The organism is Salinicola sp. JS01 (assembly GCF_030284585.1).
Classification (GTDB): Bacteria; Pseudomonadota; Gammaproteobacteria; order Pseudomonadales; family Halomonadaceae; genus Salinicola.
Genome location: NZ_CP127244.1, coordinates 1,697,423 through 1,722,597 on the forward strand (window position 1 = coordinate 1,697,423; position 25,175 = coordinate 1,722,597).

A 25,175-nucleotide genomic window follows, 5' to 3' on the forward strand; every position below is an offset into this window, starting at 1 on the left:
GCTACCCGCGCCCGCTTTGCGTCGGACAATGAAAATGGGAATGACGTGAGTGATCCTCTGCAAGGCTTCCGGCGACGTATCGGTCACGAGTTTCGTGACCCGTCGCTGCTGGAGCTGGCTCTGACGCACCGCAGTGTCGGCGGTGCCAACAACGAACGGCTCGAGTTCCTGGGTGACTCGATCGTCAATTTCGTGATCGGCGAGGCGCTGTTCAAGCGCTTCCCGGCGGCGCGCGAAGGGCAGCTCTCGCGCCTGCGCGCCGGACTGGTCAAGGGCCAGACGCTGGCCGAAGTGGCGCGCGAGTTCGATCTCGGCGCCTGCCTGCGGCTGGGTTCCGGGGAGATGAAGAGTGGCGGCCACCGGCGCGACTCGATCCTTGCGGACGCGCTCGAGGCGGTGATCGGTGCGATCTATCTCGACGCCGGCATGGATGTGGCACGCAGCCGCGTGCTGGCGTGGTTCGGCACTCGGCTCGAGTCGATCGATCTGCACAACACCCAGAAGGACCCCAAGACCCGGCTGCAGGAGTTTCTGCAGTCGCGCCAGCAGGCGCTGCCCCGCTACGAGGTGACCTCGGTGGAGGGCGAAGCGCATGCCCAGACCTTCAGCGTCGAGTGCCATATCGCCATGCTCGGCGAATCGCCGACCCTGGGTGAAGGCACCAGCCGGCGGCTCGCCGAGCAGCAGGCGGCGGAGCTCGCGCTGGCCAAACTCGAACCTACCAAGAGCAAGCGCGGATGACTGAGACCTGCGGCTTCGTGGCCATCGTCGGGCGCCCCAACGTGGGCAAGTCGACCCTGATGAACCGGATTCTGGGACAGAAGGTCTCGATCACCTCACGGCGGCCGCAGACCACGCGGCACCAGATCATGGGGATCAAGACCGTCGACACGGCGCAGTTCATCTACGTCGACACCCCCGGCATGCACCTTCAGACCCGGGATCGCAACAAGGCGATCAACCGCTTCATGAACCAGGCGGCGTCGCAGGCGCTGCGCGACGTCGACTGCGTGGTGTTCCTGGTCGACCGCACCCGCTGGACCGACGAGGACCAGGTGGTGCTCGACAAGCTGGTCCACGTCGAAGCGCCGGTGATCCTGGCGGTCAACAAGGTCGATTGGCTCGAGGACAAGGCCTCGCTGCTGCCGTGGCTGGAGTCGCTGGCGGCGCGCCGCGACTTCGCCGCGATCCTGCCGCTGTCGGCCAAGCATGGCACCAACGTGCCGGAGCTTGAGGCCGAGGTGGCCAAGCGCTTGCCGGAAGGCATGCACTACTTCCCCGATGACCAGATCACCGACAAGAGCCAGCGCTTCCTGGCCGCCGAGCTGGTGCGTGAGAAGGTCATGCGCCAGCTCGGCGACGAGTTGCCCTACCAGATGACGGTGGAGATCGAGGAGTTTCGCGACGAAGGCCGGGTGGTGCATATCAGCGCCTTGATCCTGGTCGAGCGTCAGGGCCAGAAGAAGATCCTGATCGGCGACAAGGGCGAGCGGATCAAGAAGATCGGCACCGAGGCGCGCCAGGAGATGGAGCGCGCTTTCGATGCCAAGGTCATGCTCAACCTGTGGGTCAAGGTCAAGCGCGGCTGGTCGGACGACGACCGCGCGCTGAAGAGTCTCGGCTACGACCTCGACTAGGGTAGGCGCATGCAACCCCAGCCGGCCTACCTGCTGCACAAGCGCGCCTATCGCGAGACCAGCGCGCTGGTCGACGTGCTCACCCTGGAACATGGCCACATCCGCGCCGTGGCCCAGGGCGTGCAGCGTGCCGGCAGCAAGTCCCGCGCCAAGCTGCAGCCGTTCGCGCCGCTGCATCTCACCTGGATCGGCGAGGGCGACCTCAAGCGCCTACGCATGATGGAGACCACCCAGAGTGCCGTGCTGCTGGCCGGCGAGGGGCTGCTGTGCGGGCTCTACGCCAACGAACTGCTGACCCGTTCGCTGCCGGTGGGGCTGCCGGTGGGCGAGGTCTTCGCCATCTACGCCTGGACTCTGGAGCGACTGACCCGGCCCGCCGAGCGCGCCACCGCGCTGCGCCGCCTGGAGATCACCCTGCTCGAGACGCTCGACGCCGAGCCGGTGTTCGCCGATATCGACGAGCGCGCGCTCGACCCCGCCACACGCTACACCTACAGCCCGTCGAGCCGGCGTTTCTCGCCGGTGGCGGCGGACGCGCCGGGCTGGGACGGGCGTACGCTCAAGCTGCTCGCCCGCGGCGACTGGGACGCCCCCGGTCTGGCCGGGCTCAGCAAGGCGCTGACCCGGGCGGCGCTGGCGCCATTGCTGGGGCCGCAGCCGCTGCGCTCGCGCGAGCTGATGCAGCGCCTGAGCCAGCGCCGACGCGGGCTCTCCTGACTCTTTCGTGGGCGTTGGTTCGCCGACCCCGCGTGCCCCTTGCGCTGGCCGAACGCGCCGCTCGCCGCACCCCTTGACTGCACCCCCACGCCTTAACCACAGGAGTTACCCCATGCTCACTACCCGCATCCAACTGGGCGTCAATATCGATCATATCGCTACCCTGCGTCAGGCCCGTGGTACCCGCTACCCGGATCCGGTGCAGGCGGCGCTACTGGCCGAGGAGGCCGGTACCGACGGTATCACGCTGCATCTGCGCGAGGATCGCCGACATATTCAGGAGCGCGATGTCGAGCTGATCGCGGCTGTGCTCAATACCCGCATGAACCTCGAGATGGCGGTCACCGAAGAGATGATCGCGCTGGCCGAGCGCCTGCGCCCGGCGGATGTGTGCCTGGTGCCGGAGAAGCGCGAGGAGCTGACCACCGAGGGCGGCCTCGACGTGATCGGCGGGCGCGACGCGATCGCTGACGCCTGCCGCCGGCTCGCCGCCGCGGGGTGCCGGGTGTCGCTGTTCATCGACCCGGAACCGGATCAGATCGCCGCCGCCCAGGCGGTGGGGGCGCCGGTGATCGAGCTGCACACCGGTGCCTACGCCGAAGCCCAGGGTGATGCCCGCGGCGTCGAGTATGCGCGTCTCGCCGCGGCGGCGGAGCTGGCCAGCGAACTGGGGCTAGTGGTCAACGCCGGCCACGGTCTGCACTATCACAATGTCGAGGCGATCGCGGCGATTCCCGGCATCCACGAGCTCAATATCGGCCACAGCATCATCGCCCGCGCGCTGTTCGTGGGGCTCAAGGAGGCAGTGGCGGAGATGAAGCGGCTGATGATCGCCGGCCAGGAGGCCGGTCTGGTGGCACAGCTCGAGTCCTATGATGAGGACCACGACCACGACCACGCTCACTGAGGCAGGCGTTCCCGCCCGATAAGGGCCGTTTGGTGCGCAGGGCGCCGACCGCGCGCGTCAGCGCGGCGTGGGATGCCGCTCGGCCCAGGCGGCGAGCTGGTCGCAGGCATGGGTGAGCTGCATCCACTCGCGCCGGCAGTCGGCCAGCGGTGCCTGCTGCAGGCGGGTCTCCAGCGCGCTGCAGGCGGCGCTCAGTGCGGGCACACCGCAGTAGCGGCAGCCGCCCCCGAGCTGATGCACTGCCTCCCTGAGGGCGTCGGCATCCGCGGCCTGCCACGCCTGCGCCAGCGTCAGACGGTGGTTCGGCAGTTCGCTCAGCAGCAGGGTCAGCAGTTCGTCGGCCAGCGCTTCGCGGCCGCCGCTCAGCTGCAGGGCGAGGTCGGGGTCGACCACCGCCAGCGCCGGCTCGTCGGCGGGCTCGCTGACGCCGGGCAGGTAGCGCATCAGCAGCGCCCGCAGCTGACGCTCGTCGATCGGTTTGGTCAGCAACTGCTGACACCCGCCGGGCCCCTGCTCGGGCAGCTCGGCGCCGGGGCTGGCGCTCATGGCGACGATCGGCAGGTGCGACCAGCGCCCGCCAAGGGCACGCAGACGGGCAATGGTCGCGGCGCCGGAAGCGTCGGGCAGGCGCAGGTCCATCAGCACCAGGTCGATGGCGTGGCCGGCGGCCAGCGTCAGCGCCGCCTCGGCGCTGCCCGCCACCAGTGAGCTGGCGCCGACGATCGGGAGCAGCGCATCCAGGTAGTGCTGGCTCAGCTCGTCGTCGTCGACCACCAGAATGCATGGCTGGTCGCTGCTCGTCTGGCGCCCGGCGGCATCGAGCATGCCTGCCAGGGTGCGCCCCAGGAGATAGCGTGAGATCGGCAGTCGCAGCACGCTGCTGCCGAGCGGCAGACGCCACGGCAGCGGCTGGGTCGGCTCGGCGTTGACCACCAGCAGGCAGGGTCTGGCCATGGCGTCGAAGCGGCGCTGCCAGGCGTCGCGCGCCGCCGGCTCGAGATCCTGCTGATCGAGCCCGATCAGCGTCAGCGCCGGCGGCTCGCGGTCCTGTATCAGAGCATCGGCGTGGGTGATCGGCTGCACTCGGGCCGACCAGCGCTTGAGCGCGTAGGCGAGCAGATGATCGAGGCGGGTATGGCGCTGATAGAGGCCGATCCGCGCCTGGCCGAGGTCGAACTCGGCGGGCCTGATGAACGGCTCGCAGGCGCCCAGCGTGACGCTGGCGACCACGCTGTTGCCGTGTCTGCCATCGTTGCCGAGACGTAGCTCGCCCTCCATCTCGCGCGTCAGCCGCCGGCACACGGCGAGACCGCTGCCGCGCCCCGCGGTCTCCATGGGTGCGGCCAGGGCTCGGCGCAGCTGCTCGCGGTCGCTACCCTCGGCACAGCCGGCATCCTTGACGCTGAGCGTCAGGCGTACGCGCTCGGCGTCGCGGCTCGCCAGCGTGACACGTGTCACCACATCGCCTGCGGCACCGTACTTGACCGCGTTGCTGATCAGATTGGTCAACAGCTGACGCAGGGCCACCGGCTGGCCTACCAGGCGCGGTGGCACGTCGTCGTAGACCATGCCCAGCAGGGTGATGCCGCGGGCCTGTGCCAGCGGCGTCTGCAGGCAGTTCACCTCCCACAGCAGATCGGCGATATCGAAGGTGGTCTCCGTTTGCCGGCGGCGCTCGTCGCCGAGCACGTGATCGACGGTATCCAGCAGACCATTGGAAGCCAGATGGATATGCCGCAGCCACTCGCGCTGACGCGCGTCGAGGGGGCTGTTCTCGAGCAGCCGGCAGAGTCCGAGCACGCCGGAGAGCGGGGCACGCAGTTCGTGACTGACGTAGGCCAGATCGCTGATCTCCTTGGCGGCATCGGGCCAGCGAGTGGGTGGGGCATCCGTCGCGATGGGCGCGGGGGGATCGCTCCCAGGGCCGTCTCGCCGGGCGCGCGCCCGCCGTTGCTCGGGTCGCCAGCTGCTCCGGCGCGCCGATCCGCGGCGTGGTGCAGCGAAGCCCCGTGGCGTCGCCGGGCCACGCCTGCGCCGAGCAGCAGCAGTAGACTCAGACCCGAGAGTGACAGGGTCAGAATGTGGTAGCGCGAGCGCTCATCGATGTCGACCGCGTCGGGGCTCAGGCGAATGTCCAGCCACAGGCGCTGCGGTAGCTGTGCGGGGGTGAGCCAGTCGATCGGCAGCAGCCAGCGCTGTGCGGACTCCGCGTGCCAGCCACGGGCATCGGCGTTCAGCGGGCGTGGCGGCGGACCGGGAGCCTCGCCGCTGTAGTCGACTTCGCTGCCGTTCGTGTTGCGCAGGGTGACGTTGCGGATGTCGGGATCGTCCGAGAGCTGCATCAGGAGCCGGTGAAGGGTGGCGTGATCCTCGTCGCGAATCGCCTCGGTGAGCGTCGGGACCAGCACGCGACTCATCGTTCCCAGGTGTTCTGGCACCCGTTGGCCGCGCGCCTGCTCGAGCTGCCACAGATGGCGCCCGCTCAGGATCAGGACACCGATCACCAGGATCAGCGCAAGACGTGTCAGCCAGCGTGAGAGCATCGGCGGCAACGAACCCCATGATGTCGATTAGGTTGCATCTATCGGCCGATACGGCGCGATCCGTAGCGCGCGCAGGCGAAGTGCCCGCCTGACGCTCGCCGCCGAGCGCCGGTCGGTCGCCCGGCCGGGCGCTACACGGCTGCCTATTGAACCATCACTACGCGGCGTTGCGAATTCGTTTTGCGTTTTCCCGCGCGTCGCGGCAGGCTAGCGCTGCCCGCCGGGCGTGTGTCCTGCGACCCTCGGGGCAGCGCTGGCCGGTGGTGTGGCGACCCCGGCTGCTGGCGTGCGACGTCGCGACCCAGGCGGCGCGTCGTGTTCGATATACGCTGCGTTCGATATACTGGGACGATGTTTTTCGCGTTCACCGCCACCGGCGGTGACGGCGCGTCATCTATACCGACTGCTAGGACATCTGCCATGGCATTTCCCACGCTCGCGCAAACCGTCGGCAATACGCCGCTGGTGAGGCTCGCTCGCATCAACGCCGGCCGCGACAACACGCTGCTGGCCAAGCTCGAGGGCAACAACCCGGCGGGCTCGGTGAAGGATCGGCCGGCGCTGTCGATGCTGCGCGAGGCGCAGGCGCGCGGCGATATCGCCCCCGGCGATACGCTGATCGAAGCCACCTCCGGCAATACCGGCATCGCGCTGGCCATGGCGGCGGCGGTGATGGGCTACCGCATGGTCCTGATCATGCCGGAGAACGCCTCCAGCGAGCGCAAGCAGGCGATGGCCGCCTATGGTGCCGAGCTGATCGGCGTGAGCAAGGCGCAGGGCATGGAGGGCGCGCGCGATCTCGCCGATGCGATGATCGCCCGTGGCGAGGGCAAGTCTCTCGACCAGTTCGCCAACGGCGACAACCCACTGGCGCACTATCGCTCCACCGGTCCCGAGCTGTGGGAGCAGACTGCCGGGCGCATCACCCACTTCGTCAGTTCCATGGGCACCACCGGCACGATCATGGGCACCTCGCGCTACCTCAAGGAGCGCAACCCGTCGATCGAGATCGTCGGCCTGCAGCCGGCCGACGGCGCCAGCATCGCCGGCATTCGGCGCTGGCCCGATGCTTATCGCCCGAGCATCTTCGAGCCTGCCCGGGTCGACCGCATCCTCGATATCGAGCAGCACGAGGCGGAGCATCACATGCGCCGGCTGGCGCGCGAAGAGGGCATCCTGGCCGGCGTCTCCTCCGGCGGAGCCCTGGCCGGAGCGCTGCGCATCGCCGAGGAGGTCGACAACGCGGTGATCGTGTTCATCGTGTGTGACCGTGGCGATCGCTATCTCTCCACCGGCCTTTACGCCCCGGACGCCTGAGATGGCGATGCTGGGGAAACGCCGCGCGCCGGTGCGCAAACGAGAAAGTATGGCCGCCGCCAGCGGGAAAATCGCAGCGCCGGGGTTGTATATCGAGCGCCTGGCCCACGACGGTCGCGGCGTGGCGCGTGCGGCCAGCGGCAAGACGGTGTTCGTCAGCGGCGCGCTGCCCGGCGAGCGGGTCGAGGTGGCGGTGCATCGTGAGCGGCGGCGCTTCGATGAGGCCCACGTGCGCCAACGCCTGGTCAGCGCGCCCGAGCGGGTCACCCCGCCCTGCGTCTATTTCGACCGCTGTGGCGGCTGTGATCTGCAGCACATGGATATCGCCGCCCAGCGCGAGCACAAGCGCCGGGTGGTGGGTGAGCTGCTCGCCCGGCAGGGCATCGAACCCCCCGGCGAAGTGGGGCTGATCGCCGGCGCCGATGTCGGCTACCGCCGGCGCGCGCGGCTCGGCGTCAAGCGTGACGGCGAGGGGCGCATGCATCTCGGTTTCCGCGCCCGCGGCAGCGACCAACTGGTCGATATCGTCGGCTGCATGGTGCTGACACCGGCGCTCGCCGCACTGCTGGCGCCGCTGCGCGAGCTGCTCGCAACGCTGGCCGTGCCGCGCCATGTCGGCCATCTGGAGCTGCTGTTGGATGACCACGCCGTGCCGGTGGTGGTGGTGCGCCAACTGCGCGAGGTGAGCGAGGACAGCGAGCGCTGGCGGCGCTTCGGCGAGCGCCATGGCGTCGCGGTGGCCCAGCTGCAGGGCCGTGAGCAGCCGCAGCTGCACTGGCTGGGCGCGGCGCCCACGCTGGCGGTGAGGGTGCAGGGCGCCGCCCATGCGGTGACGCTGGCGCTGGCGCCGGGGGATTTCGTCCAGGTCAACGCCGAGATCAATCAGCGTCTGATCGATACGGTCCGCGCCTGGCTGACACCGACACCGCGCATGCGGCTGCTCGATCTGTTTGCCGGCATCGGCAACTTCTCGCTGGCGCTGGCCGATGAGGTGGCGGCGGTGACCGCCGTCGAGGGCAGCCAGACGATGGTCGAGCGCCTGCGTGCCAACGCCGACGCCAATGCCCTTCCCGCGGTGACGGCGATGCAGGCGGACCTGAGTGCGCCGGACTCGGCTCTGGAGGCACTGCTGGCGGAGCACGACACCTTGATTCTCGACCCGCCGCGGGATGGCGCCGATGCGCTCTGCCGGCGGGTGGCGCAGAGCGAGGTGGCGCAGGTGCTCTACGTCTCGTGTGACCCGGCCTCGTTGGCGCGTGATGCGGCGCATCTCGTGGCCGGTGGCCTGGTGCTGCGACGGCTGGCGGTCGCCGACATGTTCCCGCACACCGCGCATCTGGAGTCGCTGGCGCTGTTCACGCGCCCGGAGGTGGCGCTCGGGGCCGGCGGTACCGATCACGATTGACTTGAATCAACGCGCAAGCGACTAGACAGCTATTATCACGAACAACGAAAGCCCGGTGTCGCGGGGCCTGCCGTTCAGCGGCAGGCGGCGGCATCAAGGGGCTCCAGGAGGCGAGGACAGGCATGGTCAAGGTGCGTGAGGATCAGCCGTCGGTCGGCCCCGGCGGTATCGATCTCGAGGGATGGCTCGAGCGGTTGAACGACGAAGTGACGCTGCGTGACCCGCAGCGCATGCGTCAGGCGTGCGAGCTGGCGCGTGCCGTGGGGGAGAACCCGCAGGCGACGGCTCAGGAGAGTGTACCCGGGCTGAGCCTGCTCACCGGTCTGGAGATGGCCGATATCCTCAGCCAGCTACGGCTCGATCAGCCGACGCTGGAGGCGGCGGTACTCTATCGCAGCGTGCGCCGGGGCCTGATCAGCGTCGAGGGCGTGGCCAAGCGTCAGGGGCGGGAGGTTGCGCAGCTGATCGAAGGCGTGCTCAGCATGGCCGCGATCAGCCAGCTGCAGGCCCCCAAGCAGGGGCTCTCCCAGCACAACCAGCAGGAGAACCTGCGCAAGATGCTGGTAACCATGGTCGACGACGTGCGCGTGGCGCTGATCAAGATCGCCGAGCGCACCTGTGCCCTGCGTCAGGTCAAGGATGCCTCGCGCGAGAAGCGCCTGCGGGTGGCGCGCGAGGTGTTCGATATCTACGCGCCGCTGGCACACCGGCTCGGCGTCGGCCAGGTGAAGTGGGAGCTTGAGGACCTGGCCTTCCGCTATCTCCACGAGAGCGAATACAAGTCGATCGCCAAGCAGCTGGCGGAGAAGCGCCTCGACCGCGACCGCTACATCAAGGAGGTGGTCGCCACCCTCGAGACGCTGCTCGAGCGTCAGGGGATCAGCCAGTACCAGGTCGACGGCCGCGCCAAGCACATCTATTCGATCTGGCGCAAGATGCAGCGCAAGCACATCGACTTCTCCCAGGTCTACGACGTGCGGGCGGTGCGCATTCTGGTGCCCGAGATCGCCGACTGCTACACCACGCTGGGGGTGGTGCACTCGCGCTGGCATCATGTGCCCAACGAGTTCGACGACTATATCGCCAACCCCAAGAAGAACGGCTATCAGTCGCTGCACACCGCGGTCTTCGGCCCCGAGAACAAGGTGCTGGAGATCCAGGTGCGCACCTTCGCCATGCACGAGGAGGCCGAACTCGGGGTCTGCGCCCACTGGCGCTACAAGGGCACCGATCTCGATCCCAAGAGCCGCAGCTACGAAGAGAAGATCGCCTGGCTGCGCCAGGTTCTGGAGTGGCAGGAGGAGGTCGGCGACGTCGGCGACTTCCGTGAAGGGCTCTCCAGCGACGTGGCCCCGGATCGCATCTATGTGTTCACGCCCGATGGTCACGTCATCGACATGCCGCAGGTGGCGACGCCGATCGACTTCGCCTACCGCGTGCACACCGAGATCGGCCATCGCTGCCGCGGGGCCAAGGTCGACGGGCGCATCGTGCCGTTGACCTACCTGCTCCGGACCGGCCAGCAGGTGGAGATCCTCACCGCGACCAAGAGTGCCCCCAGCCGTGACTGGCTCAACCCCAATCTGGGCTACGTGCGCACCTCGCGGGCGCGGGCCAAGATCCAGGCGTGGTTCAAGCAGCAGGCGCGCGAGCAGAACCTGGAAGAGGGCAAGGCGATCTTCGATCGTGAGTTCCGGCGTCTGGATATCGAAGGCATCGATCTCACCCGGCTCGCCGAGACGGTCAACTACACCAGCGCCGAGGACATGTACGCGGCGATCGGCGCCGGCGACCTGCGCATCGGCCAAGTGCTGCACCAGGCGCAGCAGAAGTTCGGCGAGAGCGACGACCAGGAGCAGCTCGACCGTCTGCTGACCAAGCCCAAGCGCCAGCCGTCGCGGGAGGCCGGCGACGGCATCACCGTCCTCGGCGTGGGCAACCTCAAGACGCTGATGGCCAACTGCTGCCACCCGGTGCCCGGCGATCAGATCATCGGCTATATCACCCAGGGACGTGGGGTCACCATCCACCGCCAGGACTGCGCCAACGTGCTGCAGCTGCGCAGCGAAGAGCCGCGGCGCATCGTCGACGTCGAGTGGGGCGACCGCGCGCGAACCCAGTATCCGGTGGATATCGAGATCGAGGCCTGGGACCGCTCGGGACTGCTGCGCGATGTCACCCACGTGCTCTCCAGCGACCGGATCAACGTCACCTCGGTGAACACCGCCACCGACAAGCACGACAACATCGCGCGCATGCGCATCACCCTCGAGGTCGATGGGCTCGAGGCGCTGGAGCGCATCTTCTCGCGTATCCAGCAGTTGCCCAACGTGATCGACGTCAAACGCCTGCGCCAGGGACAGATCCAGTGAGCCTGACCGACGAGAGCACCGCGACCCAACGCTACACCCTCGACGATCTGCTGACGCTGATGGCGGTGCTGCGCGACCCCCGTGACGGCTGTCCGTGGGATCTCAAGCAGGACTGGGACTCGATCGTGCCGCACACCCTGGAGGAGGCCTACGAGGTGGCCGACGCGATCGAGCGCCGCGCCTTCGACGAGCTGCCCGGCGAGCTCGGCGACCTGCTGTTCCAGGTGGTCTACTACAGTCAGTTCGCGCGCGAGGCGGGGCGCTTCGAATTCGCCGACATCGTCCACACCCTGACCGCCAAGATGCTGCGCCGCCATCCGCATGTGTTTCCCGACGGCACCCTGACCTCGCGGCGCAGCGATGGCGCCGTCGCCGAGTCCGAGGTCAAGGCGCGCTGGGAAGCGCTCAAGGCCGAGGAGCGCGAGGCGCGTAGCGCTCAGGCGACGCAACGCCCCTCGGCGCTGGATGACATCCCCGCCGCGCTGCCGGCGCTGACCCGCGCAGCCAAGCTGAGCAAGCGCGCCGCCGGCCAGGGCTTCGACTGGCCCGACGAGCACGGCGTCATCGACAAGATCCGGGAAGAGCTGGCGGAGGTCGAGTCGGCGCTCGCCGACGGCGATCGCCAGCACGCCCAGGCCGAGGTGGGCGATCTGCTGTTCGCGGTGGTCAATCTGGCACGGCGGCTCAAGTGCGACCCCGAGCAGATGCTGCGGCGCACCAACCACAAGTTCGAGCACCGCTTCCGCCACGTCGAGGATGGCCTGGCACAAGAGGGTGTCACCCCCGGTGATGCCACGCTGGCACAGATGGAGCGCCACTGGCAGGCGGCCAAGGCGCGGGAGCGCCAGCGGGACTAGCCGCGGGAGCACCAGCAGGAGTGGGCGTGCGCTAGCCGAACGCGACCGCGGCGCTTGCCCCCGGCAGGAGAATCAGTGCGCGAGGGCGCTTGCCAGGGGTGCCTCGCTTGTGGCTATTCTGGATCATACTGTCTGCGTCACCCGGCCTGTTGCCGGCGCATCTGTCGTCGTCAGGCCGGGCGTCGCCATCGCCCATCGCCGCCCGCAGAGGAACTTTCATGAGTTCAGAGCAAGACACCAGGACGTCGGACCACGACACTTCGCTGCACGAATCGCTCAGGGAAAACGTCAGGCTGCTGGGTGATAGCCTGGGCAGAACCATCGCCAACGACATGGGCGCCGATTTCGTCGATCGCATCGAGGCGATCCGCGCGCTGGCCAAGCAGGGGCGCCAGCGTGCCGAGGCGTCCGACCGCCACGCGCTGATCGACTATCTGCGCGCGCTGCCCGATGACGAGCTGCTGCCGGTGACCCGCGCCTTCAACCAGTTCCTGAACTTCTCCAATATCGCCGAACAGCACTATCGGGCGCGCTTTCGCCGGGTCGAGGACTACCGCCCCGGCACCCAGCCAGACCTGGGCGAACTGATCGAGCGTATCGCTTCTGCCGGCAAGTCGCCCCGCGAGGTCGTCGATGCGCTGGCGGGGATGCGTGTCGATCTGGTGCTGACCGCGCACCCGACCGAGGTCATCCGGCGCACGCTGATCCAGAAATACGATGCCATCGACGAGTGCCTGAGTCGGATCGAGACCAGCGCTGAACACCCCGAGGTGCTGCAGCGCGCCCAGGGGCGGCTCGAGGAGCTGATCGCCCAGTCCTGGCACACCGACGAGATTCGTCACGAGCGGCCGACACCGGTGGACGAGGCCAAGTGGGGTTTCGCGGTGATCGAGAACGCGCTGTGGCAGGCAGTGCCTACCTTCCATCGTGATCTCGATGCGCTGCTGCTCGACGCCACCGGCGAGCGCCTGCCGCTGGACGCCTCGCCGATCCGCTTCGCCTCGTGGATGGGCGGCGACCGCGACGGCAACCCCAACGTCACTGCGGCGGTCACCCAGGAAGTGTTGCTGCTGGGCCGCTGGATGGCCGCGGATCTCTACCTGCGCGATCTCGAGCAGCTGCGTGCCGAGCTGTCGATGTGGCAGGCCAGCGACGCCCTGCGCGCCGAGGTGGGCGACGATCCCGAACCTTACCGCGCGCTGCTCAAGCAGCTCACCACCCGGCTGGAGGCGACCCGCGCCTGGGCCCGCGCCCGGCTCGATGGCGAACCGGTGGCAGACGCTCCGATCATCGAGACCCGCGCCCAGCTGCATGCGCCACTCTTGGCCTGCTACCGCTCGCTGTGTGACGTCGGTCTGGAGACCATCGCCAACGGGGTGCTGCTCGATACCCTGCGCCGGGTCGGGGTGTTCGGGGTGACTCTGGCCAAGCTCGACGTGCGCCAGGATGGCTCGCGCCACGCCCAGTGCCTCGACGAGCTGACCCGTCATCTCGAGCTCGGCAGCTATCTGGAATGGCCGGAAGCACAGCGCCAGCAGTTCCTGCTCGACGAGCTGGCCTCGCCGCGGCCGCTGGTGCCGCCGCGCTGGGCCTGCTCCGCCGAGGCGCGCGAGGTGCTCGACACCTTCCGCGTGATCGGTCGCGAGCAGCGCGAGGCGCTGGGCACCTACATCATCTCGATGGCCCAGCAGCCCTCCGACGTGCTGGCGGTGGCGCTGCTGATGAAGGAGGCCGGCGAGGGCCTGAATCTGCCCATCGCGCCGCTGTTCGAGACCCTCGACGACCTCGACCGCGCCGGCGCGGTGATCGAGCGGCTGCTGGCGCTGCCGGGGTATCGGGCGATCGCCGGTGACTATCAGGAAGTGATGATCGGCTACTCCGACTCGGCCAAGGACGCCGGCCAGCTGGCGGCGGCCTGGGCCCAGTACCGCGCCCAGGAGCGGCTGGTCGAGGTGTGCCGCGATGGCGGCGTGGCGCTGACCCTGTTCCACGGCCGTGGCGGTACCGTGGGGCGCGGCGGCGGCCCGGCCCATGCCGCCATCCTGTCGCAGCCGCCGGGTTCGGTGAACGGCAGTCTTCGGGTCACCGAGCAGGGCGAGATGATCCGCTTCAAGTTCGGGCAGCCGGATATCGCGCTGCGTTCGATGGAGATCTACACCTGCGCGGTGCTGGAGGCGACCCTGCTGCCGCCGCCGGCGCCGCAGCCGGCCTGGCGCGAGGAGATGGATCGCCTGGCCGATGTGGCCCACGCGGCTTATGTCGGCGTGGTGCGCGAGAATCCGGACTTCGTCGACTACTTCCGCGCGGTGACCCCGGAGAGCGCCCTGGGCCGCTTGCCACTGGGCTCGCGCCCGGCCAAGCGGCGTCAACAGGGGGGCATCGAGACGCTGCGCGCGATTCCGTGGATCTTTGCCTGGACACAGATCCGGCTGATGCTGCCGGCCTGGCTGGGCAGTGGCGAAGCCTTCGCCACCCGGGTGGCCGAGGAGGGCGGCCTGGCCCGGCTGCGCGAGATGCGCCAACAGTGGCCGTTCTTCCGCACCTACCTGGACATGCTGGAGATGCTGCTGGCCAAGTCCGATGGTCAGATCGCCGCCTACTACGAGGAGCGGCTGGTCGATGCCCCGGCGCTGCGCGAGCTGGGCGGGGCGTTGCGCCAGCGTCTGGTCGACCTGGAAGCGGTGCTGCTGCAGATCCTGGATCAGCGCACGCTGCTCGAGGATACGCCCCTGATCCGTCAGGCGATCGAGGTGCGCAATCCTTACATCGACCCGCTGCACGGGCTGCAGGCGGAGCTGTTGCAGCGTAACCGCGATGCCGACGGCGACATCAGCCCGGCGCTCTCGCGGGCGCTGATGGTCACCATGGCCGGTATCGCCGCCGGACTGCGCAATACCGGCTGAGGCGTGGCGTCGGGCCGGGGCGAGGTGATCGCCCCGTGGGCTGGGCAAAGGGAGATCGCCGATGGAGTTCAAGGACTACTATGCGGTACTCGGCGTCGAGCGCGACGCCACCCAAGAGGAGATCAAGCGCGCCTATCGCAAGCTGGCGCGCAAGTATCATCCCGATGTCAGTCACGAGGCCGACGCCGAGGCGCGCTTCAAGGCGCTGGGCGAAGCCTACGAGGTGCTCAAGGATCCGGAGAAGCGCGCTGCCTATGACCGTCTCGGCGGGCGCGAGGGCGAGCGCTTCGAGGCGCCGCCCGACTGGGATGCCGGCTTCGAGTTCAGCGGCGGCGGCTATACCCATGGTGAGAGTGCCGATTTCAGCGACTTCTTCGAGACGCTGTTCGGCCGCCGTGGCGCCAGGGGCGGATTCTCAGGCTTCGACGCCGCGGGCGGTTTCGAGGGCGCTGGTCGGACCCGTAATCAGACGCTGCACGGCGAGGACCACCACGCCAAGGTGTTGATCGAGCTGGAGGATGCCTATCAGGGGGCCACGCGCACGTTGTCGCTGCAGCGCGCCGAGTTCGACCCGCAGGGGCATCTGCGCCCGCGCGAGCGCACGCTCAAGGTGCGGATCCCCAAGGGCGTCAAGGCGGGGCAGCGCATCCGCCTCGCCGGGCAGGGTGGTCCTGGCGCCAACGGCGCCGCCGCCGGGGATCTCTATCTGGAGGTGGAGTTCCGCCCGCATCCGCGCTATCGGGTCGAGGGACGTGACGTCGCCATGACGCTACCGGTGGCGCCGTGGGAGGCGGCGCTGGGCACCACGCTGTCGCTGCCGACGCCGGGCGGCGAGGTGACCCTCAAGGTGCCTGCCGGTTCCCGCGGCGGGCGCCGTCTACGCCTCAAGGGGCGAGGCATTCCCGGCACGCCGCCCGGCGATCTCTACGTCGAGCTGACGCTGGTGACACCGCCGGCCGACAGCGAGGCGGTGGCGGCCGCCTATCGCCAACTGGCCGAGGCCAGCGCTTTCGACCCCCGTGCCGACCTGGGAGGTAACGGATCATGACGCGACATCTCTCATCTGCCGATGCCGACTCGGTGCTCGAAGGGGATAACCTCGACGAGCGTCCGCTGCTGACCCTGGGCGAGCTTTGCCGTAGCTGCACCGTGCACGCCGAGTGGGTGATCGAGCTGGTCGACGAGGGCATTCTCACGCCCGCTGGGCGCCAGCGTGAGCAGTGGCGCTTCTACGGCAGCAGCCTGGCCCGCGTGCGCACGGTCCGACGCCTGCAGCGCGACCTGGGGGTCAACCTGGCGGGTGCCGCGCTCGCCCTGGAGCTGATGGAAGAGCTAGAGACGCTGCGCCGGCGCCTCGATGGCGGCCCGGGCTGAGCCCCCGCTCAGCGTCAGGGCCACTCTACGTGTATGGCCGCCGCGCCCCGGGGGCCCCGGCGGTCAGCCTGGGGTGGCGTGATAGCAGGCGCGCAGCCCAGGTGCCGCGAGGGCGTGGGTATTGGCGAGCGCTAGCAGTGGCGCGAGAATGGCGTCGCGCTCGGTGCGACGCCCGTCCAGCACGTCCTGGAGCATCGACGAACGGTTGCCAGCGGTGGCCTCGATCACCGCGCTGACCCATCCCTGCCACCCCGCGGCCGGGGGCGCTATCTGTGCTGCCGCCATCAGCTGCGCGATCTCCGCGCACAGCGCTGCGACCTCGGCGCGGAGCGGCGGCGTGGCGAGGGCACCATTGAGTACCCGATGGCGTGCCGTCAGCGTATTGATCACGGCGTTGACCGCCAGCTTGTGCCACAGCTTCTCATCGATGTCGTCGCAGGCGCTGGCTGCCAGGCCTGCGCGGGTGAGGGTCGCGGCGACCGCGGCCGCCATGGCGCGATGCTCTCCGGCCAGATCGCCGAGCCAGGTGTGGCCGGCTGCTGCGTGGACCACCCCGGTTGCCGGCAGCGGCCGGCGATAGGCCGCTTCGGTGGTCGCCGCGCACAGCACCGGGCCCGGCCACTCTCTGCTCAGACGCGGCTGGACGCTGAAGCCATTCTGCAACAGCAGCAGCGGAGTAGCCGGTGCCAGCCGGGCCTGCGCTAGCGCCTGCTCGGCATCGAACGCCTTGGTGGCGACGATCACCAGCGCCGGCGCCGCCGCGGAGGGCGTTAGCGTCCGAGTCTGCCAGTTGCCGTCGGCCGTCTGCAGGTGTACCTGATTCACTGCCCCCTGGCGCCCGCGCAGCATGATCTGCCCGCTATCGCTCGCCGCGGCGAGGCGCGCCGCGAACAGTTGCCCCAGCGCCCCCGCGCCGAGTACCAGCCAGGGCCCCGACGTCACGAGCCGGACCCCTGGGTGCGGCTGCCGCGGCGGCTACGCGGCTTGCGGGTGGTGCCCGTGCCGCTCTTTGTGTCGGTACTGCTCTGGGTGCCAGCACTGCTCTTGCTGCCGCTACGCCGACGCGACTGCCCGCCGCTGCCGCGCTTGGCCGTGTGGCGTTTGCCGCGAGCCGGCTTGGCGGCCTCCGGCGCGGCGCTCTGGCGGGCCGCCTTGAGCGCCTGGTCGAGCTTGCCCGCACTGGCCTGGCCGAGCAGCTGGTGCAGGTCCGTGAGCAGGGCGTCGACGAAAGGCTGCGCCGCGGCATTGCCCTCGGCGATGCGGGTCAGACGCTGCTCCCATAGCGCGGTGCGTTCCGGCTGCGAGGCCGCCGGCGGCAGCGAATCGATCAGGGCGTGGCCGGTTCGCGAAGCGCGCAGCGCCTTGGCCTCGCGCACCAGATAGCCGCGGGTGAGCAGGGTCTCGATGATGCCGGCCCGCGTCGCCTCGGTGCCCAGGCCGTCGGTCTCGCGCAGGGTGCGCTTGACCTCGGGGTCATCCACATAGCGTGCGATGTTCATCATCGCCTTGATCAGACTGGCATCGGTGAACGGCTCCGGCGGGCGCGTCTCGCGGCTCTCGACCTCGGCGCCCAGCACGCGGGCCGTCTCGCCCTGGTGCAGCGCGGGCAGCGTAGGTACGTCGTCGCGGGTGGTGAACAGCGGCTTCCAGCCCGGCTCGAGGATTTCGCGCCCCTTGGCCTGGAAACGCTCGTCGAGAATCTCGAACAGCGCTCGGGTCTCGAAGGTCTCCAGCGGCGGGTAGAACTGCGCCAGCACGTTACGCGCGATGAGCCGGAACAGATTGGCTTCGTCGCGGGTCAGGCGTTCGACATCGGCCGGGCGACCGCTCGGCGCCAGGGCGTGGTGAGCGCCGACCTTGGCATCGTCCCAGGCTTTGGAGCGCCGGGTGAAGTCGGCCCCGCGCACCCACTGTGTGAGTGTCGCATCGTGCTGGCAGGCGCTCGCCAGGGTGCGCGCGGCCTCGCCGTGGTGAGCCGCCGGCAGATAGCGGCAGTCCGAGCGCGGGTAGGTGATCAGCTGGTGCCGCTCGTAGAGCGCCTGACACACGTCCAGCACCCGCTTGGCGGAGAGCCCGAAACGCCGCGCGGCGTCCACCTGCAGCGCCGAGAGCGAGTAGGGCAGGGGCGCCGCCTGGCGCTGGCGGCGCTGCTCCAGCGTCGCCAGCCGGCCCTGACTGCCGGGCAGGCGCGCGGCCAGGGCCTGGGCCGGACGCGGGTCGAGCAGGCGGCCCTGGGCATCCAGCGGCTGGTTCTCGCCGGGCAGCCACCAGGCGCGCAGCTCGCCGGCGGCGACCGCGAGGTCTGCCCATAGTGGATAGAACGGATAGGGTTCGAAGGCGGCGATCTCCCGGTCGCGGCGCACCACCAGCCCGAGTACCGGGGTCTGTACCCGGCCCACCGAGAGCAGGCCGTCGTAACCCGCCTGGCGGCCGATCAGCGTCCACGCCCGGGTCAGGTTGATGCCATACAGCCAGTCCGCCCGCGAGCGCGCTTCGGCGGCGGCGAACAGCGGCTGGTAGCGCTGGTTGTCCTCGAGCCGGGCCAGCGCCTTGGCCACCGCCGGGCGGTTGAGATCCTGTACCAGCAGGCGCTGCAGCGGGCCGCGCCAGCCCAGGTAATCGAGCGCCTCCTGCACCAGCAGCTGGCCCTCGCGGTCGGGGTCGCCGGCGTGGACCACGCTGGTGGCGCGCTTGAGCAGTTTGCGCAGCACCGCGAGCTGGCCGCGGGCCTGGGGGCGCGGCACCAGCTGCCAGCGATCCGGCACGATGGGCAGATCGTCCAGCCGCCACTGCTGGTAGCGGGGGGCGTAGGCCTCCGGCGGGGCCTGCTCCAGCAGATGGCCCAGACACCAGCTGACGCAGGTGTCGCCGGCTTCAAGATAGCCGTCGCGGCGTACCGCCGGAGCGGGCAGGGCCGCGGCGATGGCCCGGGCCAGGCTGGGCTTTTCGGCGACGATCAGACGCATGCGCGGTTCACTTCTCCAGGTGTCGACGGGCGCGTACCAGGGCGCGGTACCACTGGCGGTGCGGCGTGCCTACTGCCGGTGGCGCCATGCTCAGATAACTGACGTTGGGCGTTTCGCTGCGCTCCAGATTGACGTTGGTAAGCATCGTCAGGGTGGCCTCACGGGCACCGTACTGGCGCTGCAGAAAAGCCATCGCCTCCGGTTCCAGCGCCACCCGATAGTGACGCACCAACGCCAATGCCAGGGACTCGGCGGTGCGCGACAGGTCGGTCTCGATCTCGCGTACCATCGCCGAGCCCATGGCCGCCTTGGCCGCGGCGGAGAGGTTGGGTTCGAGCTGGCCGAAGTCCGCCGCGTTGGAGCTGTTGATGGCGCGCTGCACCGCCGGGCGCGATAGCTGCACGTGGGGCTCCAGGGCGAGGAAGATCTCCACTGCCACGCGCTTGGCGGTATCGACGCCGACGCTCAGCTGGGTGTCGCGTTCGGCCTGGCGCAGGCGGTCGCGGAAGGTGCCGATGTTGGCCTTCTCCATATAGCGCCCGAGCAGCTTGCACACCTCCGCCTTGGCCTCGTCGTCGAGGGCGATCTTGCTTTCGCGAATGCGCAGACCGCGCCGCCCCGGCCCCAGGCGCAGGCGGGTGGTGCTGTCGGAGAGGTTGGCGCTGAGCGCTTCCCAGCGCTCGGCCATGCGCAGACGGTGAGCATGGCTGCGCCCGACCGACTCGTAGGCGCTGGAGACGCTCTTGTAGAGCTTGATCGCGTTGGTCAGCACCTCGGCGTTGTCGCGCAGCGTCTGGCGCTCCTCCTTACGCCCGTTCTGGATCGCCCGCACCTGGGCGTCGATACGCGCGCTGAGGTCGTCGATCGCCGCCACGCTGTGAGCGAGCAGGGCATCGGCGCGCTGGCCGGAGACGCTCTCGGCCAGCGGCGTGGCGGAGCGTTCGGTGAGATAGGTGTTGAGCGCCTTGAGTCGCGAGAGCCCGGTGGCCTGGGCGATGCGGTGGCGGGCGCGCGCCTCCTCGAGGTTGTCGAAGGCGCGCGCCAGCTTCCAGCGCCCGCGGTACTCGAACGAGAGCACCGGGATCTGGCGGCCGCTGATCAGTTCGAAGGCCAGAATCACCATCTCCTCGACGTCCTGCAGCGTCATCAGCAGGTCGTTGTCGTTCTCGATCGCCGCCATCACGCGTTCGATGAAGTTCTCGTCCCGCGCTACGCCATAGCGCGGGTCGGGGGCGTGCCCCTCGAAGCGCTCGCGCAGCAGGGTGATGGCCTGGGGCGCGAGGTCGAACAGCTCGCCGAACTGCGGTTCGATACGCTCGCGGTAGGTCGTGAAGAGATCGCTGATACGGGCGTGCAGGCCGACCCGGCGGTAGACCTCGATCTGGCCGATCAGGCGCGCGCTTTCGGGGTCGTCGAGCAGCTCCAGCGCGGCCAGCTCGACGCCCGCCGGCGACAGGTCCTGCTTGCGCAGCAGCATGGCCGCGGCCTCGCGGCGACGGGCGTCGCCGTCGAGGCTCTCGACGATCAGGTTGCGTGTCGCCAGCAGCAGCTCCGGCAGGGTCTTGATCACCCGCTCGATGCGCTGCGAGGTGCGCTCGACGCGTCGCCCGCGGGTCAGGTGATGGGTCAGGTTGGCGAGTACGCCGAAGATGCCGGTGATGACCGTGAACGAGATGAAGAAGATGTAGTTCTCGATCGTCGGCGCCTTGCCGTAGCCGAGCAGGTAGCCGCCCCAGGCGCCGAGCAGGGTCACCGGACCGGCGGTCCAGAGGATCTGCAGCAGGCTCACGGTCCACGGCACTTTTTCCACCGCGGCGGTGATACGGCGGATCTCGTCGCGCCCTTCACGCTCCAGACGCACCTGGGGGGTGTCGCTGGCGGCGGCGTGGGATCGGCGGCGGAGCGTGGGGGGAATCAACGAGAGCAAGCTTGCTCCTTGCAAACAGCGGCGGACACAGCGGGCGGCGGCTAACTTAGCACCCCAGGTCGAGCCTCGCCAGCGCTGTTGCCTGGCGTGCTAGGATGGGGCCAACCGGACGGAGGAACGCCATGCTGACTGCTTGGGTCGAACAGCTGCTGGGCTACGCCAGCGGCGCCCTCGATACAATTCGCGACAACGAACACTACCCGGCACTGATGGCATGGGCGCGCACGCAGGGCGCCGAGCATTGCGGCGGCAGTCTGGACATGGCCCAGGCGCTGGCGCCGATCATCTGGAACCAGACGCCGCTGGTGCGGCGCCAGTTCGACTGCGAGCCGCTGGCCGAGCCGCGTCCCGACGAACCCTGCTGGTGCGATTCGGGGCGCGCCTTTCGCGACTGCTGCCGGCGGGTGGCGCTGCCCAGCGCGGTGCCCACGCATCTAATGTGGATGCTGTCGCTGCGCGAGTGGCGCGGCGAGACGTTGAAGGCCGCGCTGGAGAGCCGCAAGGCGCCGGCGCAGGCGCTGCTCGAAGCGGGTATCGTCTCCGCCGAGAGCGGCAACAACGGCCGCGCCCAGCAGATTCTGGAGTCGCTGTTCGCCGGCGAGCGTGACTGGCAGGTGCTGGCCGAGCAGATCGAGCCGGCGTTCGAGATCCTGATCGATCTCTATCAGGAGCGCGGCTTCCTGCGCAAGCGCGCGGCGCTGATCGAGCGGGTCATCGCCAGTGGCCCCGATTTCCTTCGCGCCGCGGCCTACGAGCGACTGTGTCTGATGCATCTCGACAGCGGTGACCTGGCCAGTGCCCGCGAGGCGTTCCAGAGCGCCCAGCGCACTCTGCCGGACTCGCCGTCGCTGGCCTATATCGAAGCCATGGTGCTGCTGCATGAGGGCAACGTGGGCAAGGCGCGCCAGCGCGCGGCGTTCTGGTGGCGGCGGCTGGCACGCCAACACCAGGCCGATCCCGATCAGCTCGACTTCATCGCCGAGCTGGCCGACGATCCCGAGTCGACCCTGGCCGAACAGGTGATCAACTCCGAGGAGGCGCTGGCCGGGCCGCTGACCGCGCTGCAGGCGCTGCTGCACACTCAGCAGCGGCCGCCGCGGCTGGTGCTGTCGCGTTCGCCGGAGGGGGCGCTGCTCTACGAGCCCAGCCGGCGCGAGGCATCACTCTACGCTGGCTGGATCGAAGCCTGTGAGATCGAGATCGACGAGGACGCTGCACTCGGATTCCTCGGTGACCCCTGGGTCACTGCGCCGCAGTGGCTTCAAGGGCTGTGTGCCAACCCCGAGTGGCTCGACGCGCCCAAGGTGATGCAGGCATTGACCCTGGCGCTGGCGAGCCGCTTCGGCAGCCTGCCGTGGATGGTCGATACCTTCTTCACGCCGTTGGCCGAGCGCTACGGCGCCTGGCTGACCCAGCTCGAGGATGCCGGCGGCACCTTCTCCTGGCACGACGCTGACAATGCCACGCTGCTGCGCACCGGCCTGGCGCTGGTGATCGGTATGGAGCGCGGTGCCGGGCCCCAGGCGCGGGCGCTGGCGCAGCGGCTTTTAGCGCTCGACGCCGAGGATAGCCTGGGCTTGCGCGAGCTGGTGATCGATCAGCTGCTGCGTGAGGGCAACGACGACCAGGCACTGGCGGTGAGCGAGGCCGGACCGGAAGGCGCCGACATGCTGGGTGTGCAGATGGGGCGGGTGCTGGCGCTCTACCGTCTGGCGCGGCATGACGATGCGCGCGCGGTACTCGGTGAGGTATGCGCTGCCAACCCCTATATCGTGCGCGTGCTGTGCGAGGATCGCCCGCGCCCGGCGCGCTTGAGCGTCGATATGCCTGAGCCCGGCACCCGCGCCGAGGCGTGGCAATACCGCCAACTGATGCGCGATCAATGGGCCGCCTCGGACGGCGCGCTGGAGTGGCTCTCGCGTCAGCCCTGCGCGCGCGCCGGCGAGGGCCGCCGCAGCCAGTGATCGCCGAGGAGGCCGGCCGCCGCTTCAGCGCGCCGGCGTGTCGCTTGCCCCGCCGAGTGCCGGCAGGCGCCGGCCCAGCCACCAGGCCAGGGCGATCGCCGGTACTCCGAGCAGCCCGCTCAGGACGAAGAAGGGGGCGAAGCCCAGATGGGCCACGGCGACCCCCGAAAAGCCGCCGATGAACTTGCCCGGCAGCGTCATCAGCGACGAGAACAGCGCGTACTGGGTCGCGGTGTAGGCGCGCGAGGTGAGACTCGACAGAAAGGCGATGAACACCGTGCTGGCGAGACCGTTGGCGAGGTTGTCACCGGTGATGGTGAGCACCAGCAGCGGCAGGCTCTTTCCGCCGAGGGCCAGCACCGCGAATGCCATATTGGTCAGTGCCACCGCGATGCCGCCGATAACCAGCATGCGTGCCAGGCCGTAGCGCACCACCAGCAGCCCGCCAAGCACGCCACCGCCAATGGTCATGGCGACGCCGAACACCTTGGTCACGCTGGCGATCTCGCTCTTGGTGAAGCCCAGACTCAGGTAGAGCGGGTTGGCCATCGCCGCCATCACGATGTCGCCGATGCGGTAGATTGCCACGAACAGCAGCAGGGCGAAGGCCAGGCGCGCGTAACGCTGGAAGAAGTCCGCCACCGGACAAGCCACGGCGGCGATCAGCCATACCCCGGCGCGGCGCTGCCACTCGGGGCGCGAGGCGCCGGCGCGCAAAAAGCGCCTGACCCGTGGATGGAACAGGACCCGGCCCAGCCCCTGCTGGCGCGGCGGCTCGGGACGCAGCAGCACCGTGAGCATGCCGATGCCGACCAGCGCGGCCATGCTCAGATAGGCCACCGACCAGGACGCGGCGTCGGCGATATACAGCGCCCCGGCGCCGGCGACCACGATGCCGATGCGGTAGCCGATGATATAGGTCGATGCCATCGCCGCCTGGATCTCGGCCTCGCCGGATTCGATGCGGTAGGCGTCGATGACGATATCCTGAGTCGCCGCGCCGAAGGCGGTGAGCAGGGCGAAGGCGGCCACCAGCGGCAGATGCCCCAGCGGATCGACCCCGGAGAGCCCGAACAGACCGGCGGCGATCAGCGCTTGCCCAAGCAGCATCCAGCTACGCCGCTGGCCGAGAGCACGCCCCAGCAGCGGCAGGCGCACGCGGTCGACGATCGGCGCCCAGAACAGCTTGATCGAATAGAGCATGCCGATCCAGCTGAAGAAGCCGATGGCGGCGACGTCAACGCCGCTGTCCTCGAGCCAGGCGGTCAGGGTGGAGAACACCAGGAGATAGGGCAGGCCCGCGGAAAACCCCAGAAACAGCAGGGTGATGACCGGGGCGCGCAGATACACCCGGCACGATGTCAGCCAGTCGCGTGGCTCGCGTTGCATGCAACCTCCAGACAGGGTCCGCCGCGTCGCGGGCGGACGTGGTGACGCGAAAAATGCTACTCTAGCCGATCGTGTCGCGTCTGGCGCGGGGGATCTGATGACCACGCTTCCCTACCCGGGCACGCCACGGGATTATGATCGCGATCAGGAAGACGAGCATGACCACGGAGTCGACGAACGACGGTGACGCGCTGCCTCGCTGGTATGTGATCCAGTGCAAGGGCGGTGAGTCGTTTCGCGCCAGCGAACATCTGGACAACCAGGGCTACGAGGTGTTCCACCCGGTGCTGGAAGTCCAGAAGCGCCGCCGCGGCAAGCTGGTCTGGGTAGCCGAGCCGCTGTTTCCCCACTATCTGTTCATTCGCCTCGACCGCCTCGCCAGCAACTGGCGCCCGATTCGCTCCACCCGTGGCGTGCTGCGGCTGGTCGGCTTCGGCCACGAGCCGGTGGCGGTGCAGGATGCACTGATCGCGACCCTGCGCGACCGTGTCGCTGCGGATACCAGCCGCGAGCGCGCCAATGTCTACTACCGGCGTGGCGACCTGGTGGAGATCACCGACGGGCCGTTTCGCGCCCTGCAGGCGATATTCGACGCCCAGAAGGGCGAGGAGCGGGCGATCGTGCTGCTCAACCTGCTGCAGCAGACCCAGCGGCTGGAGCTGCCAGTGGAGGCGCTGCGCAAGCCGGTTTCCTAGGCACTGGCTGAAAAGTACTGCGCTCGCCCCTGCGGCGTTAAAAATCGGCTCACTGAACCTCGTTCAGAACGTCCGTAGGACGGCCCGAAGGGCGAGCGGAGCGAGTAATATGCTCATTTACACCCCGTAAACTGGAGCGCCAGCCCGGTCCGTTTTCGCCAATTTTTGCCTTAGCTGCGCGCCCCGGCCTGGCCTTCGCTCG

The 25,175-nt window shown here is 69.2% G+C and carries 18 protein-coding genes; 13 read left to right on the top strand and 5 right to left on the bottom strand.

Annotation, left to right across the window (positions count from 1 at the left end):
• The first annotated feature begins 45 nt into the window (after positions 1–45).
• The 4 genes from rnc (at position 46) to pdxJ (ending at position 3,261) form a co-directional block, all read left to right on the top strand.
• The gene (rnc, locus tag QO259_RS07665; protein ID WP_035470006.1) at positions 46–741 is read left to right on the top strand and encodes a ribonuclease III; all 696 of its coding nucleotides are present in this window, start codon (positions 46–48) and stop codon (positions 739–741) included.
• Positions 738–1,637, top strand: a complete 900-nt coding sequence (gene era / locus QO259_RS07670) for a GTPase Era (RefSeq protein ID WP_035470005.1) — start codon at positions 738–740, stop codon at positions 1,635–1,637. Before rnc ends, era begins: the two co-directional genes overlap by 4 nt.
• Before the next feature lie 9 nt (positions 1,638–1,646).
• A complete protein-coding gene (gene recO, locus QO259_RS07675; RefSeq protein ID WP_207037260.1) occupies positions 1,647–2,354 on the top strand; it encodes a DNA repair protein RecO in 708 nt (235 codons plus the stop codon).
• A gap of 112 nt (positions 2,355–2,466) precedes the next feature.
• Complete coding sequence (pdxJ, locus tag QO259_RS07680; RefSeq protein ID WP_285952378.1) at positions 2,467–3,261, top strand: pyridoxine 5'-phosphate synthase; 795 nt, start codon at positions 2,467–2,469, stop codon at positions 3,259–3,261.
• A 57-nt stretch (positions 3,262–3,318) separates the two neighbouring features.
• Here pdxJ and QO259_RS07685 read toward each other — a convergent pair whose 3' ends face one another.
• A complete protein-coding gene (locus QO259_RS07685) occupies positions 3,319–5,061 on the bottom strand; it encodes an Hpt domain-containing protein (RefSeq protein ID WP_285952379.1) in 1,743 nt (580 codons plus the stop codon).
• 1,163 nt (positions 5,062–6,224) lie between these two features.
• On the opposite strand from QO259_RS07685, the gene cysM reads away from it, so the two are divergent.
• The 7 genes from cysM to QO259_RS07720 all read left to right on the top strand — a co-directional run bounded on the left by cysM (position 6,225) and on the right by QO259_RS07720 (position 16,032).
• On the top strand, positions 6,225–7,121 hold the full coding sequence (gene cysM / locus QO259_RS07690) for a cysteine synthase CysM (protein ID WP_285952380.1): 897 nt from the start codon (positions 6,225–6,227) through the stop codon (positions 7,119–7,121).
• A gap of 49 nt (positions 7,122–7,170) precedes the next feature.
• On the top strand, positions 7,171–8,526 hold the full coding sequence (locus QO259_RS07695) for a TRAM domain-containing protein (protein ID WP_285952381.1): 1,356 nt from the start codon (positions 7,171–7,173) through the stop codon (positions 8,524–8,526).
• Positions 8,527–8,648: 122 nt separating this feature from the next.
• Positions 8,649–10,898 carry a GTP diphosphokinase gene (relA, locus tag QO259_RS07700; RefSeq protein ID WP_285952382.1) on the top strand — a complete coding sequence of 750 codons (2,250 nt, stop codon included), beginning with the start codon at positions 8,649–8,651 and terminating at the stop codon, positions 10,896–10,898.
• Complete coding sequence (gene mazG, locus QO259_RS07705; RefSeq protein WP_285952383.1) at positions 10,895–11,755, top strand: nucleoside triphosphate pyrophosphohydrolase; 861 nt, start codon at positions 10,895–10,897, stop codon at positions 11,753–11,755. Before relA ends, mazG begins: the two co-directional genes overlap by 4 nt.
• A gap of 218 nt (positions 11,756–11,973) precedes the next feature.
• Positions 11,974–14,658, top strand: a complete 2,685-nt coding sequence (ppc, locus tag QO259_RS07710) for a phosphoenolpyruvate carboxylase (protein WP_285952384.1) — start codon at positions 11,974–11,976, stop codon at positions 14,656–14,658.
• Between the two features lie 61 nt (positions 14,659–14,719).
• On the top strand, positions 14,720–15,706 hold the full coding sequence (locus tag QO259_RS07715; protein ID WP_285952385.1) for a DnaJ C-terminal domain-containing protein: 987 nt from the start codon (positions 14,720–14,722) through the stop codon (positions 15,704–15,706).
• Entirely contained in the window at positions 15,703–16,032 is a 330-nt protein-coding gene (locus QO259_RS07720; RefSeq protein WP_207037252.1) for a chaperone modulator CbpM, read from the top strand. Before QO259_RS07715 ends, QO259_RS07720 begins: the two co-directional genes overlap by 4 nt.
• A 63-nt stretch (positions 16,033–16,095) precedes the next feature.
• Here QO259_RS07720 and QO259_RS07725 read toward each other — a convergent pair whose 3' ends face one another.
• The 3 genes from QO259_RS07725 to QO259_RS07735 are packed head-to-tail and all read right to left on the bottom strand — an operon-like array spanning position 16,096 to position 20,925.
• Positions 16,096–16,974: a ketopantoate reductase family protein gene (locus QO259_RS07725; RefSeq protein ID WP_285952386.1), complete on the bottom strand. Its 879-nt coding sequence runs from the start codon at positions 16,972–16,974 to the stop codon at positions 16,096–16,098.
• Positions 16,971–18,998: a DNA topoisomerase III gene (locus tag QO259_RS07730; protein WP_285952387.1), complete on the bottom strand. Its 2,028-nt coding sequence runs from the start codon at positions 18,996–18,998 to the stop codon at positions 16,971–16,973. The genes QO259_RS07725 and QO259_RS07730 overlap by 4 nt, the downstream gene beginning before the upstream one ends.
• Positions 18,999–19,005: 7 nt before the next feature.
• Entirely contained in the window at positions 19,006–20,925 is a 1,920-nt protein-coding gene (locus QO259_RS07735) for a hypothetical protein (RefSeq protein ID WP_285952388.1), read from the bottom strand.
• Positions 20,926–21,047: 122 nt separating this feature from the next.
• Between QO259_RS07735 and QO259_RS07740 the strand changes: the two genes are divergently transcribed.
• On the top strand, positions 21,048–22,889 hold the full coding sequence (locus QO259_RS07740; protein WP_285952389.1) for an SEC-C metal-binding domain-containing protein: 1,842 nt from the start codon (positions 21,048–21,050) through the stop codon (positions 22,887–22,889).
• A 24-nt stretch (positions 22,890–22,913) separates the two neighbouring features.
• On the opposite strand, the gene QO259_RS07745 is transcribed toward QO259_RS07740, so the two are convergent.
• Positions 22,914–24,278 carry an AmpG family muropeptide MFS transporter gene (locus QO259_RS07745; protein ID WP_285952390.1) on the bottom strand — a complete coding sequence of 455 codons (1,365 nt, stop codon included), beginning with the start codon at positions 24,276–24,278 and terminating at the stop codon, positions 22,914–22,916.
• 158 nt (positions 24,279–24,436) lie between these two features.
• Here QO259_RS07745 and rfaH point away from each other — a divergent pair, with 158 nt between their 5' ends.
• Positions 24,437–24,973, top strand: a complete 537-nt coding sequence (gene rfaH, locus QO259_RS07750) for a transcription/translation regulatory transformer protein RfaH (RefSeq protein ID WP_035469994.1) — start codon at positions 24,437–24,439, stop codon at positions 24,971–24,973.
• The last annotated feature ends 202 nt before the right edge of the window (positions 24,974–25,175 follow it).

Coding starts and splice junctions, on each gene's coding strand:
- QO259_RS07715 (WP_285952385.1), top strand. CDS start 14,720: ATGGAGTTCAAGGACTACTATGCGGTACTCGGCGTCGAGCGCGACGCC.
- QO259_RS07695 (WP_285952381.1), top strand. CDS start 7,171: ATGGCCGCCGCCAGCGGGAAAATCGCAGCGCCGGGGTTGTATATCGAG.
- era (WP_035470005.1), top strand. CDS start 738: ATGACTGAGACCTGCGGCTTCGTGGCCATCGTCGGGCGCCCCAACGTG.
- QO259_RS07740 (WP_285952389.1), top strand. CDS start 21,048: ATGCTGACTGCTTGGGTCGAACAGCTGCTGGGCTACGCCAGCGGCGCC.
- recO (WP_207037260.1), top strand. CDS start 1,647: ATGCAACCCCAGCCGGCCTACCTGCTGCACAAGCGCGCCTATCGCGAG.
- QO259_RS07730 (WP_285952387.1), bottom strand. CDS start 18,998: ATGCGTCTGATCGTCGCCGAAAAGCCCAGCCTGGCCCGGGCCATCGCC.
- ppc (WP_285952384.1), top strand. CDS start 11,974: ATGAGTTCAGAGCAAGACACCAGGACGTCGGACCACGACACTTCGCTG.
- relA (WP_285952382.1), top strand. CDS start 8,649: ATGGTCAAGGTGCGTGAGGATCAGCCGTCGGTCGGCCCCGGCGGTATC.
- QO259_RS07745 (WP_285952390.1), bottom strand. CDS start 24,278: ATGCAACGCGAGCCACGCGACTGGCTGACATCGTGCCGGGTGTATCTG.
- QO259_RS07720 (WP_207037252.1), top strand. CDS start 15,703: ATGACGCGACATCTCTCATCTGCCGATGCCGACTCGGTGCTCGAAGGG.
- cysM (WP_285952380.1), top strand. CDS start 6,225: ATGGCATTTCCCACGCTCGCGCAAACCGTCGGCAATACGCCGCTGGTG.
- pdxJ (WP_285952378.1), top strand. CDS start 2,467: ATGCTCACTACCCGCATCCAACTGGGCGTCAATATCGATCATATCGCT.
- rfaH (WP_035469994.1), top strand. CDS start 24,437: ATGACCACGGAGTCGACGAACGACGGTGACGCGCTGCCTCGCTGGTAT.